The following is a 15,703-nucleotide window of genomic DNA, read 5'->3' as shown; positions in this document are numbered from 1 at the left end:
GTCAGCTGCCCCGATAGGTGGAATAGGCATAGGGCGAGGCCAGCAAGGGTACATGATAATGCCCTTGCACGCTCACCCCGAAATGGATCGGCACGACATCGAGAAACGGCGGATCGGGCAGTTCTGCGCCCTGCGCGCGGAAATAGTCGGCGACGTGGAATGCCAGGGTATAGGCGCCCTGCTCCAGCGCGGGAAAATCGCGCAGGCGTCCATCAGCGTCGGTCTCGCCCTCGGCCAGCAGGCTGTCTGCCGACCACAGCATCACGCGCATCCCCTGCGCCGGGCGGCCGCTCGTGGTGTCGAGCACATGGGTGGATAGCGTCGTCATGCCGCTGCCTCCGCCACAGAGGCCGGGCGTGGCCATTGGCCCACGAACTCTTCCTCGTCATAGGCGACGAATTGCGCGAGCAGTTCCTCGCGGTCGTCCAGGAACAGCTGGTCGGCGATGCCACGCACCAGGCGGGGCAGCGCGTTCTTCATCCCCGACAGCGCCGAAGCGGACAGCCCCAGGCTGATCAGCGCCGAATAGTTGAATGCAAACAGCCCGTGCAGCAGCGGCGCATCGGCCGCGTGGCGCGGGGTGAACTCGAACGCAGGCCCGAGGTAGGGATGCGCGTCGATCAGCGGGTTACGCTCACCGTCGGGCACGGCCACGACATCGCCCCATAGCGCGATGTGCGGCGCCAGTGCGGCCAGTTCAGGCCGCAGGCGGGGGTCTGAAACGAGACCTGTCGACAGGATCACGAAGTCGAAGGCAAAGCGATCGTGTGGCGTCGTCACAATCACCTGCCCGTCTTCATAGGCGACGCTTTCCCACGGGCTGGCCAGATGCAGGGCAAAGCCCGGCCAGCTTGCCGCGCGGTTGAACGTATCGTTGGTCGGCGGCTGGTTGTGCGACAGGAATGCCGCCATCGCGCGATACTTTTCGGCGTCAGACAGCGCGGGATAGCGCGCGGTGAAGCCCACACGCTCCATGAAGCGGATCGGGTTGATGCGCGGCAAAACGCTGCGGCGCATGAACACGTGGACTTCGCCTACGCCCTCGCCCAGCGCCCAGTTGGCATTGTCGAACGCGCTGGCGCCGCCACCTAGAACGCCAATGCGCTTGCCCTGCAGACGCGAAAAATCGATCGGCTCGCTGGTGTGGGCATAGGCCTGGCGCGGCAGGCTCTGCCGGATCATGTCCGGCGTGTGCCATTCCCCGCCGCCCTGAATGCCGGTGGCCAGCACGACCTTGCGGGCCAGCACTGTGCTTCCATCCCCCAGTTCCACGCTATAAAGGCCGTCGCCCACATGCGTGATTCCCGTGACCTTGGCGCTGTTGCGCACCGGCAGGTTGAGCACGCGGCGATACCAGCGCAGATATTCCATCCACACTCCGCGCGGGATCTTGTCGAGCGCATCCCATGCCGCTGCGCCGAAACACGCGCTAAACCAGGCCTGCGGCGTCAAAGCCGGAATGCCATAATCGATCGGCGTCAGCCCCTTGGGCGTGCGCAGCGTGATCATCCGGGCATAGGTTTCCCATGGCCCTTCAAACCCTTCCGGATTCTCGTCGAGCACCAGGATGTTGTTGATCCGCTCGCGCCGCAGCCCGAACGCGGTGGCCAGGCCGCTCTGCCCGCCGCCCACGATCACCACGTCATAGACATGGCCCTGCGGTGCCGTGCGCGGGCGGGTCCAGTCCGGGCCGAAGCAATCGACCAGCGCCAATTGGCGTGCCAGTTCGGCTTCCAGCGCGGCAAGCGCCTGGGTATCGATCGCGTGCAGGTCGGTCATGCCATGTCCTCCAATCGGAGCCGGGTGATCTTGCCGATTTCGGCAAGCGCCGTGGCGATTTCGGTATCGGTGTCGTGCTGCGTTCGCGCCGCCATAGCGGCCAGGATGCCGGCCTTGTCGGTTAGCCGCACGCAGATGATGAACGGCATGGCGTGCGCGGCGCGATAGGCAGCGTTGAGCGCGTGGAAGCGGGCGAATTCCTCCGGGGTCAGCCGGTCGAGCCCGGCCGAGGCCTGCTCGGCGGCCGAAGCCTGCGTGAGCGTGCCATCGATCGCCGCCTTGCCGGCCAGTTCGGGGTGCGCGCGGATCAGGGCAAGCTGCTCTTCACGCGTGGCGGCATATACCACCGCCATCAGATCGGCATGGCGATCGCCCGACGCTGGCGCGGCATCGGCGCGTTCCTCAACCCAGGGCGAATGCTCGAACAGGGCGGTCAATGGCTGTTCCCTTCCAGGCTGACATGGGCCGACACGACTTTCCAGCCATCGGCAAACTTGACCCAGGCCTGGCTCTGCCGGCCGCGCCGTTCAGACCCTTCGCGAAAGAATTCGGCGTCGGCTGTGGCAAAACCATCGCCATAGACGGTGATCGCCACGCGCCCCAGGCGGCGTTGCGGCGATCCGCCGCGCCCTTTGCGAAACTCGCGGATCGCGTCGATGCCATAGAGCACTTCGCCCACGCCAAAGCGGTTGGTGGTGGGGGCATCGTGAAACAGCGCGTCCATCGCCGGAATGTCATCGGCCATCAGCGCGCGCTCATAGGCGGCAAAGGCAGCCTCCACCTCGGCCAGCAGGAGGGGATCGTTGATCGTCATGCCGGTTGCTCCACATAAGGGTGGGTAGCGATCCAGTGGCGGGCGATATCGAGCCGCGTGGCGATCCACGCGCGCCCATCGGCCATGACATGATCGACAAACCGCGCCACCGCCCGCGCCCGGCCCGGCCGCCCGGCAATGCGCCCATGCAGGCCCACGCTCATCATCCGCCCACCTTCTTCGGCAAGCTGGTCATAGGTATCGCGCAGATAGCGGAAGAACTGCTCGCCCTCGGTAAAACCATTGAGCGCGACCATCTTCATGTCGTTGGCATCAAGGCTGTAGGGCACGATCAGCTGCGCCCGGCCGTGCCTGGCGTCCCAATAGGGCACGTCGTCGGCATAGCTGTCGGCATCATAGACAAACCCGCCTTCCTGCGCGACGAGGCGCGCGGTGTTGGGGCTGGTGCGGCCCTGATACCAGCCCAGCGGGCGGCTGCCGGTCAGCTGGGTATGAATGGCGATGGCCTGCGCGATGTGCGCGGCCTCTACCTCTGCCGCCACGTCCTGGTAATCGATCCAGCGATAGCCGTGGCTGGCCACTTCCCACCCGGCGTTCAGCATGGCGTCGACCGCTGCCGGGTTCATCGCCATGGCCGCCGCCACGCCGAACACCGTCACCGGCACGCCGCGTTCGGCAAACAGGCGGTGCAGCCGCCAGAACCCGGCTCGGCTGCCATATTCATAAAGGCTTTCCATTGCCATGGCCCGACCGGGATGACGCGCGGCGCCGACCATGTCTGACAGGAACCCTTCGGACAGCGCATCCCCGTTGAGCACGCAGTTTTCCGCGCCCTCTTCATAGTTGATGACAAAGTTCACCGCGACGCGCGCGCCGCTGGGCCAGTTGGCCGCTGGCGGCACCGGGCCATGGCCGATCAGATCGCGCGTCATGCCGCCATTACCTCGTCCCAGGCCGCGAGCGCTGCGGGCACGGCCGCCCCCATCGGCAAGGCCACGCCCTGGGCGGCAAGGCAGGCTTCCAGCGCCGCCAGGGTGATCAGCACCTTGTGCTTCATGGCGTTGTAACCCATCGCGCCCAAGCGCCAGATCTTGCCGATCAGCGGGCCGAACGCAGTGCCGATCTCGATCTCGAACTGCTCGCGCATCATGGCGCGCACCGCCTCGCCATCGACGCCTTGCGGGATATAGACGCCGGTCACGTTGGTCATGCGGTGCGCGTCGTCGCCAAACAGCGTCAGGCCCATGGCGCGGAGGCCCGCGCTCATCGCGGCGCCCGCCGCCTTGTGCCGGGCAAAGCGCGCGTCGAGCCCCTCGCCCAGCGCCACCCGTGCACATTCGCGGGCACCATACAGCATGGTCGTCGCCTCGGTATGATGGTTGAGGCGCTTTTCGCTCCAGTAATCCATGATCATCGCCAGGTCGAAATAGTTCGACGGGATGCGCGGCCCCGCGCCATCCACCGCATTGGCAGCGCGGATGCCCTTTTCATCGTGGCGGCGGGCAAAGATCGCCTGCGCCGCCGCATCGGACACGGTGATCGGCGCACTGCCCGATGGGCCGCCCAGGCATTTCTGCAGGCCACCGGTGATCACGTCGGCGCCCCAGCGATCGGCGGCAATCTCCATGCCGCCCAGCGTGGCCGTGGCATCGACATAGACCAGCGCATCCACCTCGCGCGCGATCGCGCCGATATCGTCCAGCGGCTGGGCCATGGTGGTTGAGGTATCGCCATGCACGGTGCAGATCAGGCGCGGCTGTACCCGTTTCGCTGCCGCGCGGATCGCCTCTGCCGGGACGACTTCGCCCCAGGGCGCGTCCACCGTTTCGAAGCGCGCGCCAATTCGCAGCAGGATTTCCTGCAAGAGCAGGCCAAAGCGCCCAAAATTGATTACCAAGGCGGTTTCGCCGGGCTGGATCAGGCTGACGAGCGATGCCTCGATCGCGGCACGGGCGGTCCCGTCGATCAGCATCGTCCAGCGGTTCTGCGTGCCGAAGACCGGGCGATAGAGCGCCATGACCTGGTTCATGTAGCCGGTCATTTCCGGGTCGAACTGCCCCAGCAGATCGGCGCTCATCGCGCGCAACACGCGCGGGTGGGCATTGACCGGCCCAGGCCCCATCAACAGGCGCTGCGGCGGGTCGATTTCGCCAAAAAGCAGGGGATCAAGCACAGGACGCTCCCAGATTGTCGATAAAGCCCAGCATCACCGCCAAGGCGCCTTGCGCGTCGGCCGGTTCCACATGCTCGGCGGGGTTGTGGCTGATGCCGTCGCGGCAGCGGATGAACAGCATGGCCGTGGGGGCCAGATGCGCGAGGTTCATGGCATCGTGACCGGCACCGGAAACCAGGCGGCGCGGCGGATGGCCGGCGGCCACCAGCGCGGCTTCCAACTGCTCCATCAGCGCCGAATCACAGGGCGAAGGCGGAAGATCGTGGATCAGGCGGTGGCTGACGCCCAGGCCGCGCTGCGCCGCGATCGTCGCGATCTCGGCCAGGATGGCCGCCGCCGCGCGGTCACGCCGCACGGCCTCACCAGCGCGCACATCGATAGTGAAGCGCACCTGCCCGGCGATCACGTTGGCCGCGCCAGGCGCTGCCTCGATCCGGCCCACCGTGGCCACCAGATCGCTGGCGTCGGCCTGGGCGATACGCTCGATCGCCAGGATCATCTCGGCCGCACCTGCCAGCGCATCGCGGCGCAGCGGCATGGCCGATGTGCCGGCATGGCCGGCCAGGCCCATGACCGTCACTTCGTAGCGCAGTTGCGCGGCGATGCCAGTCACCACGCCCAGCGCCAGCCCCTCGGCTTCCAACACCGGTCCCTGCTCGATATGCGCCTCGAGATAGGCCAAGGCGCCGGGATGGCGCGCGGCACGCAGGGTTTGCGGGGAAAGGCCCCATTCGCCCAGCGCCTGCGCCAGCGTGACGCCCTGGGCATCGGCCATGTCGGGCACCGTATCGAGCAGGCCGGCGAGTGCCTTGCTGGTCAACATCGCGGCGGGAAAGCGGCTGCCTTCCTCGTCGCCAAAGGCGATCACCTCGATCGCGAAGGGCATATGGCGGCCGGCGGCATGAAGCGCGGCGACGCATTCGATGCCCAGCATCACGCCAAGCGGACCATCATAGACGCCGCCATCGCGCACGCTGTCGATGTGGCTGCCGATAATCAGCGGTGGCCCGTTGCCCGTGCCGGGATAGCGCCCGATCAGGTTGGCTGCGCCATCGACATGGGTGGTCATGCCTGCCTCTGCCATCCACGCGGCAAGCTGTGTCACGCTGGCGCGGTGCGCGGGGGACAGCCACCCGCGATAAAGCCCGCCGGCCATGTCGGAAAAGGGTGCCTGGCCCAAGGCCTGGCAGCGCTCCACCGCGCGCATCCCGCCACTGCTCACCATGCGGCCACGCCCCCGTCGCTGCGCGGATCGGTCGCGCCATACAACGCGCCATCGGCCTCGCGCACCACCGCGCCGGCATGGCCCATCATCGCGGTCAGCGGGCCGACGCGCTCCACCACATGGCCGGCTTGCTCCAGCGCGGCATAGACGGCCGGATCGAACCCATCCTCGATCTTGAGCGTGGTGCTGTCCTCGCCCCAGGTGCGGCCCAGCAGCCAGCGCGGTGCCGATATGGCCTCCTGCAGGTCCATGCGGTGCCAGACATGACGCGAGAACACGGCGGCCTGGGTCTGCGGCTGCCCTTCCCCGCCCATCGTGCCATAGGCCATGACGCGTCCGTCGGTCAGTTCGGCCAATGCGGGGTTGAGCGTATGGAACGGCTTGCGCCCAGGCTTGAGGGCGTTCCAGCCGGTTTCGGCCAGGCGGAAAGAGGCGCCCCGGTTCTGCCAGGTGATCCCAGTCTGCGGCAGCACCAGGCCGGAGCCGAATTCGAAATAGGTGCTTTGGATGGCAGAGACCACCTGCCCCTGCGCATCGGCCGCGCCAAACCAGCAGGTATCGCCCCATTGCGAAGGCTGCGGCCAGGGCAGCGCACGGGCCGGATCGATCTGCGCGGCCATCGCGGCGCGTGCGTCGGCATCATCGAGCAGGCCTTGCGCATCACGCGCCATATAGGCCGCATCGCCGCAGTGCGCGTCACGCCACAGGAAGGCCTGCTTGGTCGCTTCCACCAGCGTATGGACATGGCCAAAGCTTTCGCCAGGGCCGCAGCCGGCCTGTTCCGCCAGGGCCAGGATCAGCAGCGAGGCGATACCCTGCGTGGGCGGCGCGCTGTTGTAAAGTCGCCCGGCCTGGGTCGCCACGGAGAGCGGCGCAGGCCGCAGCGCGCGATGGGCGGCCAGGTCTGCGGCGCCCACCGGGCTACCCAACGCGCCAAGATCGGCCGCCACCAGATCGCCGAGCGCGCCGGTGTAGAAATCTTCGATCCCCGCCTCGGCCAGGCGGCGCAGTGTCTGCGCCAGGGCGGGCTGGCGCAGCACCTCGCCCTCATTCAGCGGGCGTCCGTCTGGCTCGAACGTGGCCGCGTAGGCGCCAGGCTGCGCGCGCAGTTCCGGCCCCTTGGCCAGGGCCAGCGCGGCATGGCCGGCAGTGACAGCCACGCCAGCTTCGGCATGGGCAATGGCCGGGGCAAGCAGGCGGCTGAGCGGCAGTGGCGCCGGTTCGCTGGCGAGCACGGCCTGCCAGGCAGACAGCGTGCCCGCCACGGTATTCGCCGCCAGCGGCCCACGCCACGGCACCGTAGCATGCCCGGCATAAAGCGCCAGATCAGCAGCTTGCGCCGCGCCGCCCACGCCATGCACGCCATGGACGCGCCCGTCGTTTTCGCGGATCAGCCAGAAGCCATCGCCACCGATCCCGGTCATGTGCGGATAGACGACAGCGAGCGTCGCGGCGACGGTGATCGTCGCCTGCGCGGCGCTGCCGCCGTCTTTCAGCACAGCGAGGCCGGCCTCTGCGGCCAGGTAATGCGGCGCGGTAACGATGCCGCCACGTCCGCGGACTGTATGAAGAGTTCGTGCCATGGCGCCGCTCAATCCGGCAGGCCGGCAACGAACGCGCGCACCACGGTGGCCGCGTTCACCGATGCGAGGTGATCGAACACGTATTCCATGTTGCGATCGGCGTCCCCTCCCGCCAGGTCAGACAGCGAGCGGAACACGATCGCCGGCACGCGGTTGGCATAGGCCACCTGGATCACCGCGGCGCTTTCCATGTCGAGCAGGCGGGCATGCCAGGCGCGGAACAGGTATTCGCGGAACTGGGCATTGTCGGCATAGACGCCGGCCGAAACGCCGGTGCCGCCCACCTCAACCTTGGGATCATGCGGCAGGCACAGCTTGGCCTCTGCGCTCATCCCGGCCGAAGGCGCCACGCAGCGCTTGAGCGTGAGGCCGGCCGTCACCTTGCGGGCCAGCGCGACAAGCGCGGGATCAGCGTCGAGCAGGATGTGGTTGGCGGCAGGCTGCGCCGCATTGCCCACGCGCGTGCCATTGGGAAAGATGAACTGCCAGTTTTCCGGCGCGCCGGCCGGGCTCGGCGCCGGGGTCTGCCAGCCGTGATCGGTCTGGCGGGCAAACATCACTTCCAGATACTGGCCCCAGTGTTCGGGCACGGCAACGTCCCCGATGTTGAGAGCCGGGTCCACCCCGCCAGCCACGCCGGAAAAGACCACGCGCTTGACCTTGAAATGGTCGATCGCCAGCTGGGTGTTCATCGCCGCGTTGACCATGCTGACGCCGCTGGACATCAGGATCACCGGGCGCCCGGCCAGCGTACCCAGCACGATCTCGCGATCGTTGATCTTCACCCGGCGGCCATGGGTGATCACCGCCGCCATGGCTTCCCATTCCGGGGCATAGGCGGTGAGCACCAGCGTGCGCGGCGTGGGATCGAGCACAGTGGCCGTGGCGTGGGCCGCCTGCGGCAGGGCGAGCAGCGCAGCAGCCGCTGCCAGGATCGTTTTCATCCGCCGCATCACGCTGCCCCCATCCACACGAAGCGGGCGACGAACAGCGCCGCCAGCACGAACAGGAACCAGTCGCTTTTGCGCGCCCGGCCACGCAGCAGGGTCAACACGGCATGGGCGGTAATGCCCAGCGCCAGGCCATTGGCGATCGAGAAGGTCAGCGGGATCATCGCCACGGTCAGGAATGCCGGGATCGCCGCCATCGGGTCTTCCCATTCCACCTCGGTCAGCGGCAGCAGCATCAGGCCGCCCACGATGATCAGCGCCGGGGCGGTGGCCGCTAGCGGCACGAGCTGGGCATAGGGCGCCACGAACATCGTCGCGAAGAACAACACGCCGGTGACGATCGCGGTCAGGCCCGTGCGCCCGCCAGCCTGCACGCCGGCCGCGCTTTCAACGTATGACGTCACCGTGCTGGTGCCGGCCAGCGCGCCTACCATGGTGGCGACGGCATCGGTGATGAGAATGCGGTTGAGGCCGGGAATGCGCCCGGCCTTGTCCATCAGGCCGGCGCGCTTGGTCACCGCCACCAGCGTGCCGATATTGTCGAACAGATCGACGAACAGGAACACGAAGACAATCTCGACCACCCCGCCCGACAGCTTGAGCACGCCGGGCAGATCGAGCTTGAAGGCAGTCGCCGTCAGCGCATCGAGCGAATAGGGCTGCGGCGTCACGTGAACCATGCCGGCAAACCAACCGACCAGCGTGGTGGCAACGATGCCCAGCAGCATGGCACCGCGCACGTTCCACACCGACAGCACGCCGATGATCAGCAGCCCGAGCAGCGCCAGTGCCGGCCCCGCGCTCTTGAGATCGCCCAGTGCCACCAGTGTGGCGGGATTGCCCACGACAATGCCCGCATCCTTGAGGCCGATAAAGCCGATGAACAGGCCGATCCCGCCGGCAACGGCGGCAAACAGATAGTTGGGAATGACCGCAACGATCAACTGGCGCACGCCGGTCAGTGTCAGGATCAGGAACACCAGCCCCGAAATCATCACGCAGCCCAGGCCCACCTGCCACGGCACGTGCATCTGCCCCACCACGGTGAACGCGAAATAGGCATTAAGGCCCATGCCCGGTGCCAGGGCCAGCGGCGTATTGGCGGCAAACCCCATCAGGATCGAGGCAAAGGCCGCGGCAAAGCAGGTGGCCGCCGCCACGGCCGCCACCGGCATGCCCGCCTGGCCCAGGATCGAGGGATTGACCAGCACGATATAGGCCATGGTCAGGAACGTGGTGGCCCCCGCCACCACTTCGGTGCGCAGGTTCGTGCCGCGCCCGGAAAAATCGAAATAGGCGCCGATCCGTTGCGCCATGCCACCTGTCATTGCCGTTCCCCTGCGAATTCTTGTGGCGCGAGTGCCCCCGGCGCGGTTGCCCCGACCACGCCCTGTTCTTCCAGCATTTGTGCACACGCGAAAAGAGCCGTTTCGCCATGGCGCCTGCCGATCAGTTGCAGCCCCAGCGGCAATTGCCCGGGCCGCGCCAAGGGCACGCACAACGCGGGCAGCCCCAGAAAAGTGATCGGCTGGGTATGAATACCCAGATCGGCCCGCGCCGGCATCATGGCGCCATCGATCAGGATGCGTGGATCGGCGATAAGCGGCGCGACGCAGGGTGCGGCGGGCGCGACCAGCACATCCACGCCCTGCGCTTCGAACAGCGCGTCGATATCGGCCCGCGCCTGCGCCCGCAACGCCTGCGCCGCATCATAGAGCGCGCGGGGCAGCAGGCTGCCGGCAATCAGCCGATCGCGCACCGCCGGATCATACTCCATCGCGACGCGCGCCAGATCGGCGCGATGCAGGGCGCCGCCTTCATAGGCCGTGATCAGGAACGCCGCCGAACGATACCGCGCCAGATCGGGCAAGGTGAGGCACGGCCCCTGCCCCACGACAGCGGCGATCGCCATGCGCTGTGCCGGATTTAGGTTTTCGGCAAAGCGGCCGCCGAGCATGCCCACACGCGGCGGCGCCAAGGGCGCGGCGTCGGCATCGCCTGACAGGATCATCCAGATCGCGCGCAGATCGGCCAGGTTGTCGGTAAACGGGCCGATGTCGTCAAAGCTGTGGGCAAAGGGAAAGGTGCCGTCCAACGGCAGATCGGCATGCGTGGGCTTCAGCCCATAAAGCCCGCACAGGCTGGCCGGCACGCGGATCGAACCATTGGTGTCCGATCCCAGGGCAAAGGCCAGATGCCCGGCTGCCACCACCGCCGCCGATCCGCCGGATGATCCCCCCGCCAGGCGCGTGGGATCGTGCGGGTTGCGCGTGGTGCCATGGTGAGCGTTGATCGTGGCAAAGCCATAGGCGAACTCGTCCATGTTCAGCGTCGCCACCAGCACGGCGCCGGCATCGCGCAAGCGCGTGATCGCCACAGCATCGCTGGTGGCCGGCGCGGCATGGGTACGCACCGCCGAACCGGCCGTGGTTACCTCACCCGCCACATCGAACAGATCCTTGACGCCATAGGGCACCCCGGCGAGCGGGCCGGGATCGATCCCGTGCGCCACCTGGGCATCGATCCGCGCGGCTTCGTCCAGCGCGCGGGCGGGCAGCAGGCGGGTAACCGCAACATGGCGATCGGCCGCCAGGCGCGAAAGCGCCGTCTGCGCCAGATCGACCGCGCGGACGCGCCCGGCGCGCACTGCCGCCGCCTGCTCCAATGCTGCGATCATGCGTGGTCGTCCCCGGCAAAGATCGCGGCATGGCGCGCCAGCAGCGCGAGATTCGCCATAACGCCGGGCAGGCACGGCGCCGGAATCTGCCACCCGTCTTGCCCGGCGCGGGCTTGCGCCTCTGCCTCGGTACGGGGCAGCGCTTGGGCGTCGTGCGGCGCTGCGGCGCGGTGGTTCGGGACGGGATCGGCCATGTCGGTGGCGATGATAGCTGCCACCCCCCTATCGATCCAACGCAATGATCGGAACGGATCGTTGCAAAAATTAGCGCAGGGTGGTGCCGGCCGTTGCCTGTTCGCGCGCAGCCTCCGCTTGCGCAGCGGCCAGCACGCGCAGCACGTTGCCCGACCAAATCTTGGCCACGTCCGCCTCACTATAGCCGGCATGCAGCAGTGCAGACGTCAGCTTGGGCAGATCCGCCACGTCATCAAGGCCTGCCACCCCGCCGCCGCCGTCCCAATCCAGCCCGATGCCGACATGATCGACACCCGCCACTTTCAGGGCGTGCAACAGGTTGGCCATCACATCGTCAAAGCTGGCGCGCACTTCGGGCCACTGCCGGTCGATTGCGTGGCGCTGGGCCAGGTAATCGGCCCGCTCTGCCGCGCTCAACACGCGGTCTTCGGGAAAGCGTTGCTCCAGCGCATCGAGCGCGGCCTTGCGTTGCGGGCTTTGCACCAGCTTTTTGACATAGACCGAGTTGATCTGGATGACGCCACCCTGCGCTGCCAGCGCGCGCAAATGCGCGTCGTCGATATTGCGCGGATGGTCATAGACCGCCTTGCAGCCCGAATGGGTCAGGATGATCGGCGTCTTTGACAGGCGCAGCGCATCGTCGAGCGCGGCGTCGGAACTGTGCGAAAGATCGGGCACCACGCCCAGGCGGTTCATTTCCGCCAGCAGTTGCACCCCTGCCGGGCTCAGCCCGTCCCACTTGGGCGTGTCGGTGCTGCTGTCGGCAAACTGGTTGGTCTTGAAATGGGCAAAGCCGGAAATGCGCACACCCAGCGCGTAGAACGCCTGGAGCAGCGTGGGATCATCGCCCAGCGGCCAGGCATTCTCGATCGACAGATAGACCACGCGGCGGCCACCGGCGGCGATCTGCGCGGCGTCGGCGGCGCGGTCTGCCAGGGCAAAGTCCTGGGGATGGGCCGCGACCATCGCGTGGATCGCCACGGCACGGCGCAGCGCATAATCGCGCGCGGCGCGCGTGCTGGCCGGATCGAGCGGTCCCTGCGGCGTATAGATCGCCCAGAACCCACCATCGAGCCCGCCCGCGACCATGCGCGGCACGTCAACCTGGGTATAATCATCGCCGGCGCTGTGGCGCTGCACGATCGACCACCCCGGCAAGACCAGCGAGGCCGGCGTATCGAGGTGGGTATCGAGCGTCAGCAGGCGTTCGTGCAGCGTGCGCTCTGCCTTGGTGGGCACAGGGGCATCGGCCATGGCCGGCAAGGCCAGCAGGGCGGCAAGCGGAGCGAACGCGAGGGGGAGGAAGCGCATGGCCCTTCATCCGGCTTTCCCTCTGACGGCGCAAGGGGTAGAGGCGCACCCCATGTTGCGTCTTACCGAACTCAAGCTGCCGCTCGACCACGCCCCCGAAGCCATGCTGCCGGCGATTGCCGCGCGCCTTGGCGTGGGCGAAGCGCAGATCCTGCGCCATGCCGTGGCCAAGCGCGGCAACGATGCGCGCCGCAAGAATGCCATCCAGCTGGTCTATGCGGTTGACGTCACGCTCAGCCCGCAGGACGAGGCCGAAGTGCTTGTCCGCCTGGCTGGCGACAACCACGTACGCCCCACGCCCGATACCTCCTATCGTTTTCCCGTGCGCGCGCCCGAAGGGTGGCTGGCGGGCGAAGGCGAGCGCCCGGTGGTGATCGGTGCTGGCCCGTGCGGCCTGCTGGCCGGGCTGATCCTGGCGCAGATGGGCCTGCGCCCGATCATCATCGAGCGTGGCAAGGCCGTGCGCGAACGCACCAAGGACACTTGGGCGCTGTGGCGCAAATCGGTGCTGACGCCGGAATCCAACGTGCAGTTCGGTGAAGGCGGCGCCGGCACCTTTTCCGATGGCAAGCTCTACAGCCGGATCAAGGACCCGCGCCACCTGGGCCGCAAGGTGCTGGTGGAGTTCGTGAAAGCCGGCGCGCCCGATGATATCCTGACCGAGGCGCACCCCCACATCGGCACGTTCCGCCTGGTCACGATGGTCATGTCGATGCGCGAGACGATCGAGAAACTGGGCGGCGAATACCGCTTTGGCACGCGGGTGGACGATTTTGCGGTCGAGACCGACGCCGCCGGCGAGCGCCGCCTTGCCGGCCTGCACTTGTCCAACGGTGAATACCTGCCCGCGCGCCGCGTCATCATGGCGGTCGGCCATTCGGCGCGCGATACGTTCGAAGTGCTGTATCAGCGCGGCGTTCATATCGAGGCCAAACCCTTCGCCATCGGCGTGCGGATCGAGCATCCGCAAAGCCTGATCGACCAGGCCCGCTATGGCGCCTGTGCCAAGCATCCCATCCTGGGGCCGGCGGCCTATGCCCTGGCGCACCAGTGCAGCAATGGGCGTTCGGTCTACAGCTTCTGCATGTGCCCGGGCGGCCGCGTGGTCGCTGCCGCCAGCGAGGAAGGCCGCGTGGTGACCAACGGGATGAGCCAATATTCCCGCGCCGAATTCAACGCCAACTCAGGCCTGGTGGTGGACATCACGCCCGAGCGCGATTTCCCCGGCCATCCGCTGGCCGGCATTGCGCTGCAACGCCATTGGGAAGAGCGGGCCTTCGTGGCCGGCGGATCGAACTATCAGGCGCCGGGCCAGAAGGTGGGCGATTTCCTGGCCGGCAAGCCCAGCAGCGCGTTCGGCAGCATCGTGCCATCCTATCAGCCGGGCGTCCATCTAACCGCGCTGGAAGAATGCCTGCCCGATTTCGTCACCGACGCGCTGCGCGAGGCGCTTCCCGTCTTCGGTCGGCAGATGGCGGGCTATGATCATCCCGATGTGGTGATGACGGGGGTGGAAACGCGCACGTCTTCGCCAGTGCGGATCACCCGCGGCAAGGATCTGCAAAGCCTCAATACCCGGGGGCTCTATCCGGCAGGCGAAGGCGCTGGCTATGCCGGCGGCATTCTTTCGGCGGCGGTCGACGGCATTCGCGCGGCAGAAGCGCTGGCGCAGGACCTTTTGGCCGGGTGATTCGCGGCCTTGGCGACGGTGCGCGACGGCAGGAGCCATCCTGCAAGGCCGTTGCGGCCAGTTGCGGCCACAGATGCATACCAATGCATTTTGGATTGGTATTTTTTCTGGGCTGGATCGCGGTCTGACAGCGCTGCGCTGCAAAATCATAAAATCGTTTGCATTTTCAGGGATTCTGCTTGGCCGCCGCTGTCAATCCAGCGTTTTCAAGGAAGTGAATTGCATTAAATGCATGTTGCGTTGCGTGAAACGCATTTGCCTCGCCGCGGCGATTGGGTCATCCAGATAAGGCCTTTCAGGCATCCTCTCCCAAAACTTCCCGGGCCGATCGGATTTCCGACCGGCCCTTTTTTTGTCCGTAGCCTGCGCGAGATGGCGAAATTTGTATGCAACACATACAATGTTTGCGATAGGAGCGCGTGCTGCACCAAGCCGCATTGGCAAACTGTCAAGGGAGAGAACATGGCAACGCTCATCGATGGCAAGGCAATCGCCCGCGCACTGTCGGTCACGACGGCAGAGGCGGTGGCGCAGATGGTGGCTGCAGGCCACAGCGCTCCTGGCCTGGCCGTGGTGCTGGTCGGCAATGACCCGGCCAGCGAGGTCTATGTCGGGCGCAAGATCAGCCAGTGTGCCAAGGTCGGCATCCATTCGATCGAGCATCGCCTGCCCGCCGATACCGCAGAGGAAGACCTGCTCGCCCTGATCGCCGCGCTCAATGCCGATGCCACGGTGCATGGCATCCTGGTGCAGTTGCCGCTGCCGGCGCAGATCGATGCCGGCAAGGTGCTCGACGCGATCGATCCGGCCAAGGACGTGGATGGGTTCCATCCGGTCAATGTCGGGCGCCTGTCCACCGGCACCGGCGGCCTGGTGCCCTGCACGCCGCTGGGCTGCATGATGCTGCTCGATACGGTGATCGACAACTATCGCGGGCTCGATGCCGTGGTCATCGGCAAGTCCAACATCGTCGGCAAGCCGGTGGCCATGCTGCTGCTGGAGCGCGAGTGCACCGTCACCGTCACCCACATTGCCACCCAGGGCCTGCCCGATATCGTGCGCAAGGCCGATATCGTGGTGGCCGCCGCCGGTGCGCCGGAACTGGTCAAGGGCGATTGGATCAAGCCGGGCGCGGTGGTGATTGACGTTGGCATTACCCGCGTGGCCCAGGCCGATGGTACTACGCGCCTGGTGGGCGATTGCGCCGCGCACGAAATGGCCCATGCCCGTGCCGTCACGCCGGTGCCCGGTGGCGTCGGGCCGATGACCATCGCCTGCCTGCTGAGCAACACGGTGCAGGCCGCACGGCACGCATGACCGTAAAAAGCCCCCTCCTCTGAAGAGG

15 protein-coding genes are annotated in these 15,703 nt (G+C 67.0%); 2 read left to right on the top strand and 13 right to left on the bottom strand.

Annotated elements, in window-relative coordinates; translation table 11 throughout:
* Nucleotide 1: 1 nt before the first annotated feature.
* Genes uraH through SCA01S_RS07005 form a run of 13 tightly spaced genes read right to left on the bottom strand, consistent with a single transcriptional unit; the run spans nt 2 to nt 12,668 of the window.
* The gene (gene uraH / locus SCA01S_RS07065) at nt 2-328 is read right to left on the bottom strand and encodes a hydroxyisourate hydrolase (RefSeq protein WP_062784738.1); all 327 of its coding nucleotides are present in this window, start codon (nt 326-328) and stop codon (nt 2-4) included.
* Nucleotides 325-1,779, bottom strand: coding sequence for an NAD(P)-binding domain-containing protein (locus SCA01S_RS07060; RefSeq protein ID WP_062784360.1), 1,455 nt, complete (start codon nt 1,777-1,779; stop codon nt 325-327). Before SCA01S_RS07060 ends, uraH begins: the two co-directional genes overlap by 4 nt.
* Nucleotides 1,776-2,216, bottom strand: coding sequence for a 2-oxo-4-hydroxy-4-carboxy-5-ureidoimidazoline decarboxylase (gene uraD / locus SCA01S_RS07055; protein ID WP_062784358.1), 441 nt, complete (start codon nt 2,214-2,216; stop codon nt 1,776-1,778). The genes SCA01S_RS07060 and uraD overlap by 4 nt, the downstream gene beginning before the upstream one ends.
* Nucleotides 2,213-2,593 carry an oxalurate catabolism protein HpxZ gene (hpxZ, locus tag SCA01S_RS07050; RefSeq protein ID WP_062784356.1) on the bottom strand — a complete coding sequence of 127 codons (381 nt, stop codon included), beginning with the start codon at nt 2,591-2,593 and terminating at the stop codon, nt 2,213-2,215. The genes uraD and hpxZ overlap by 4 nt, the downstream gene beginning before the upstream one ends.
* The gene (puuE, locus tag SCA01S_RS07045; RefSeq protein WP_062784354.1) at nt 2,590-3,486 is read right to left on the bottom strand and encodes an allantoinase PuuE; all 897 of its coding nucleotides are present in this window, start codon (nt 3,484-3,486) and stop codon (nt 2,590-2,592) included. The genes hpxZ and puuE overlap by 4 nt, the downstream gene beginning before the upstream one ends.
* On the bottom strand, nt 3,483-4,676 hold the full coding sequence (locus tag SCA01S_RS07040) for a pyridoxal-phosphate-dependent aminotransferase family protein (RefSeq protein ID WP_084390864.1): 1,194 nt from the start codon (nt 4,674-4,676) through the stop codon (nt 3,483-3,485). The genes puuE and SCA01S_RS07040 overlap by 4 nt, the downstream gene beginning before the upstream one ends.
* Before the next feature lie 43 nt (nt 4,677-4,719).
* Nucleotides 4,720-5,952, bottom strand: coding sequence for an allantoate amidohydrolase (locus SCA01S_RS07035; protein ID WP_062784350.1), 1,233 nt, complete (start codon nt 5,950-5,952; stop codon nt 4,720-4,722).
* Nucleotides 5,946-7,535 carry a gamma-glutamyltransferase family protein gene (locus tag SCA01S_RS07030; protein ID WP_062784348.1) on the bottom strand — a complete coding sequence of 530 codons (1,590 nt, stop codon included), beginning with the start codon at nt 7,533-7,535 and terminating at the stop codon, nt 5,946-5,948. The genes SCA01S_RS07035 and SCA01S_RS07030 overlap by 7 nt, the downstream gene beginning before the upstream one ends.
* An 8-nt stretch (nt 7,536-7,543) precedes the next feature.
* Nucleotides 7,544-8,479, bottom strand: coding sequence for a 5'-methylthioadenosine/S-adenosylhomocysteine nucleosidase (locus SCA01S_RS07025; RefSeq protein ID WP_084390863.1), 936 nt, complete (start codon nt 8,477-8,479; stop codon nt 7,544-7,546).
* A gap of 8 nt (nt 8,480-8,487) precedes the next feature.
* A complete protein-coding gene (locus SCA01S_RS07020) occupies nt 8,488-9,801 on the bottom strand; it encodes an NCS2 family permease (RefSeq protein ID WP_412103038.1) in 1,314 nt (437 codons plus the stop codon).
* An 8-nt stretch (nt 9,802-9,809) separates the two neighbouring features.
* Complete coding sequence (locus SCA01S_RS07015) at nt 9,810-11,162, bottom strand: AtzE family amidohydrolase (protein WP_062784344.1); 1,353 nt, start codon at nt 11,160-11,162, stop codon at nt 9,810-9,812.
* Complete coding sequence (locus SCA01S_RS07010) at nt 11,159-11,380, bottom strand: hypothetical protein (protein WP_062784342.1); 222 nt, start codon at nt 11,378-11,380, stop codon at nt 11,159-11,161. The genes SCA01S_RS07015 and SCA01S_RS07010 overlap by 4 nt, the downstream gene beginning before the upstream one ends.
* 46 nt (nt 11,381-11,426) lie before the next feature.
* Complete coding sequence (locus SCA01S_RS07005) at nt 11,427-12,668, bottom strand: dipeptidase (RefSeq protein ID WP_062784340.1); 1,242 nt, start codon at nt 12,666-12,668, stop codon at nt 11,427-11,429.
* Nucleotides 12,669-12,720: 52 nt separating this feature from the next.
* Between SCA01S_RS07005 and SCA01S_RS07000 the strand changes: the two genes are divergently transcribed.
* Together SCA01S_RS07000 and SCA01S_RS06995 are read left to right on the top strand one after the other, a co-directional pair.
* Nucleotides 12,721-14,358, top strand: coding sequence for an NAD(P)/FAD-dependent oxidoreductase (locus SCA01S_RS07000; protein WP_062784338.1), 1,638 nt, complete (start codon nt 12,721-12,723; stop codon nt 14,356-14,358).
* A 462-nt stretch (nt 14,359-14,820) separates the two neighbouring features.
* On the top strand, nt 14,821-15,675 hold the full coding sequence (locus SCA01S_RS06995) for a bifunctional 5,10-methylenetetrahydrofolate dehydrogenase/5,10-methenyltetrahydrofolate cyclohydrolase (RefSeq protein ID WP_022677267.1): 855 nt from the start codon (nt 14,821-14,823) through the stop codon (nt 15,673-15,675).
* Nucleotides 15,676-15,703 lie beyond the last annotated feature (28 nt).

The organism is Novosphingobium capsulatum NBRC 12533 (genome assembly GCF_001598375.1).
GTDB lineage: Bacteria > Pseudomonadota > Alphaproteobacteria > Sphingomonadales > Sphingomonadaceae > Novosphingobium > Novosphingobium capsulatum.
This window is presented reverse-complemented; position numbering and strand designations above follow the sequence as displayed.

Bases quoted from the DNA above. Each gene is read 5' to 3' on its own strand.
- SCA01S_RS07025 (WP_084390863.1), bottom strand. From the start codon at position 8,479: ATGAAAACGATCCTGGCAGCGGCTGCTGCGCTGCTCGCCCTGCCGCAG.
- SCA01S_RS07015 (WP_062784344.1), bottom strand. From the start codon at position 11,162: ATGATCGCAGCATTGGAGCAGGCGGCGGCAGTGCGCGCCGGGCGCGTC.
- puuE (WP_062784354.1), bottom strand. From the start codon at position 3,486: ATGACGCGCGATCTGATCGGCCATGGCCCGGTGCCGCCAGCGGCCAAC.
- hpxZ (WP_062784356.1), bottom strand. From the start codon at position 2,593: ATGACGATCAACGATCCCCTCCTGCTGGCCGAGGTGGAGGCTGCCTTT.
- SCA01S_RS07035 (WP_062784350.1), bottom strand. From the start codon at position 5,952: ATGGTGAGCAGTGGCGGGATGCGCGCGGTGGAGCGCTGCCAGGCCTTG.
- SCA01S_RS07020 (WP_412103038.1), bottom strand. From the start codon at position 9,801: ATGGCGCAACGGATCGGCGCCTATTTCGATTTTTCCGGGCGCGGCACG.
- SCA01S_RS07005 (WP_062784340.1), bottom strand. From the start codon at position 12,668: ATGCGCTTCCTCCCCCTCGCGTTCGCTCCGCTTGCCGCCCTGCTGGCC.
- SCA01S_RS07060 (WP_062784360.1), bottom strand. From the start codon at position 1,779: ATGACCGACCTGCACGCGATCGATACCCAGGCGCTTGCCGCGCTGGAA.
- SCA01S_RS07030 (WP_062784348.1), bottom strand. From the start codon at position 7,535: ATGGCACGAACTCTTCATACAGTCCGCGGACGTGGCGGCATCGTTACC.
- uraH (WP_062784738.1), bottom strand. From the start codon at position 328: ATGACGACGCTATCCACCCATGTGCTCGACACCACGAGCGGCCGCCCG.
- SCA01S_RS07000 (WP_062784338.1), top strand. From the start codon at position 12,721: ATGTTGCGTCTTACCGAACTCAAGCTGCCGCTCGACCACGCCCCCGAA.
- SCA01S_RS07040 (WP_084390864.1), bottom strand. From the start codon at position 4,676: ATGGGGCCTGGGCCGGTCAATGCCCACCCGCGCGTGTTGCGCGCGATG.
- SCA01S_RS06995 (WP_022677267.1), top strand. From the start codon at position 14,821: ATGGCAACGCTCATCGATGGCAAGGCAATCGCCCGCGCACTGTCGGTC.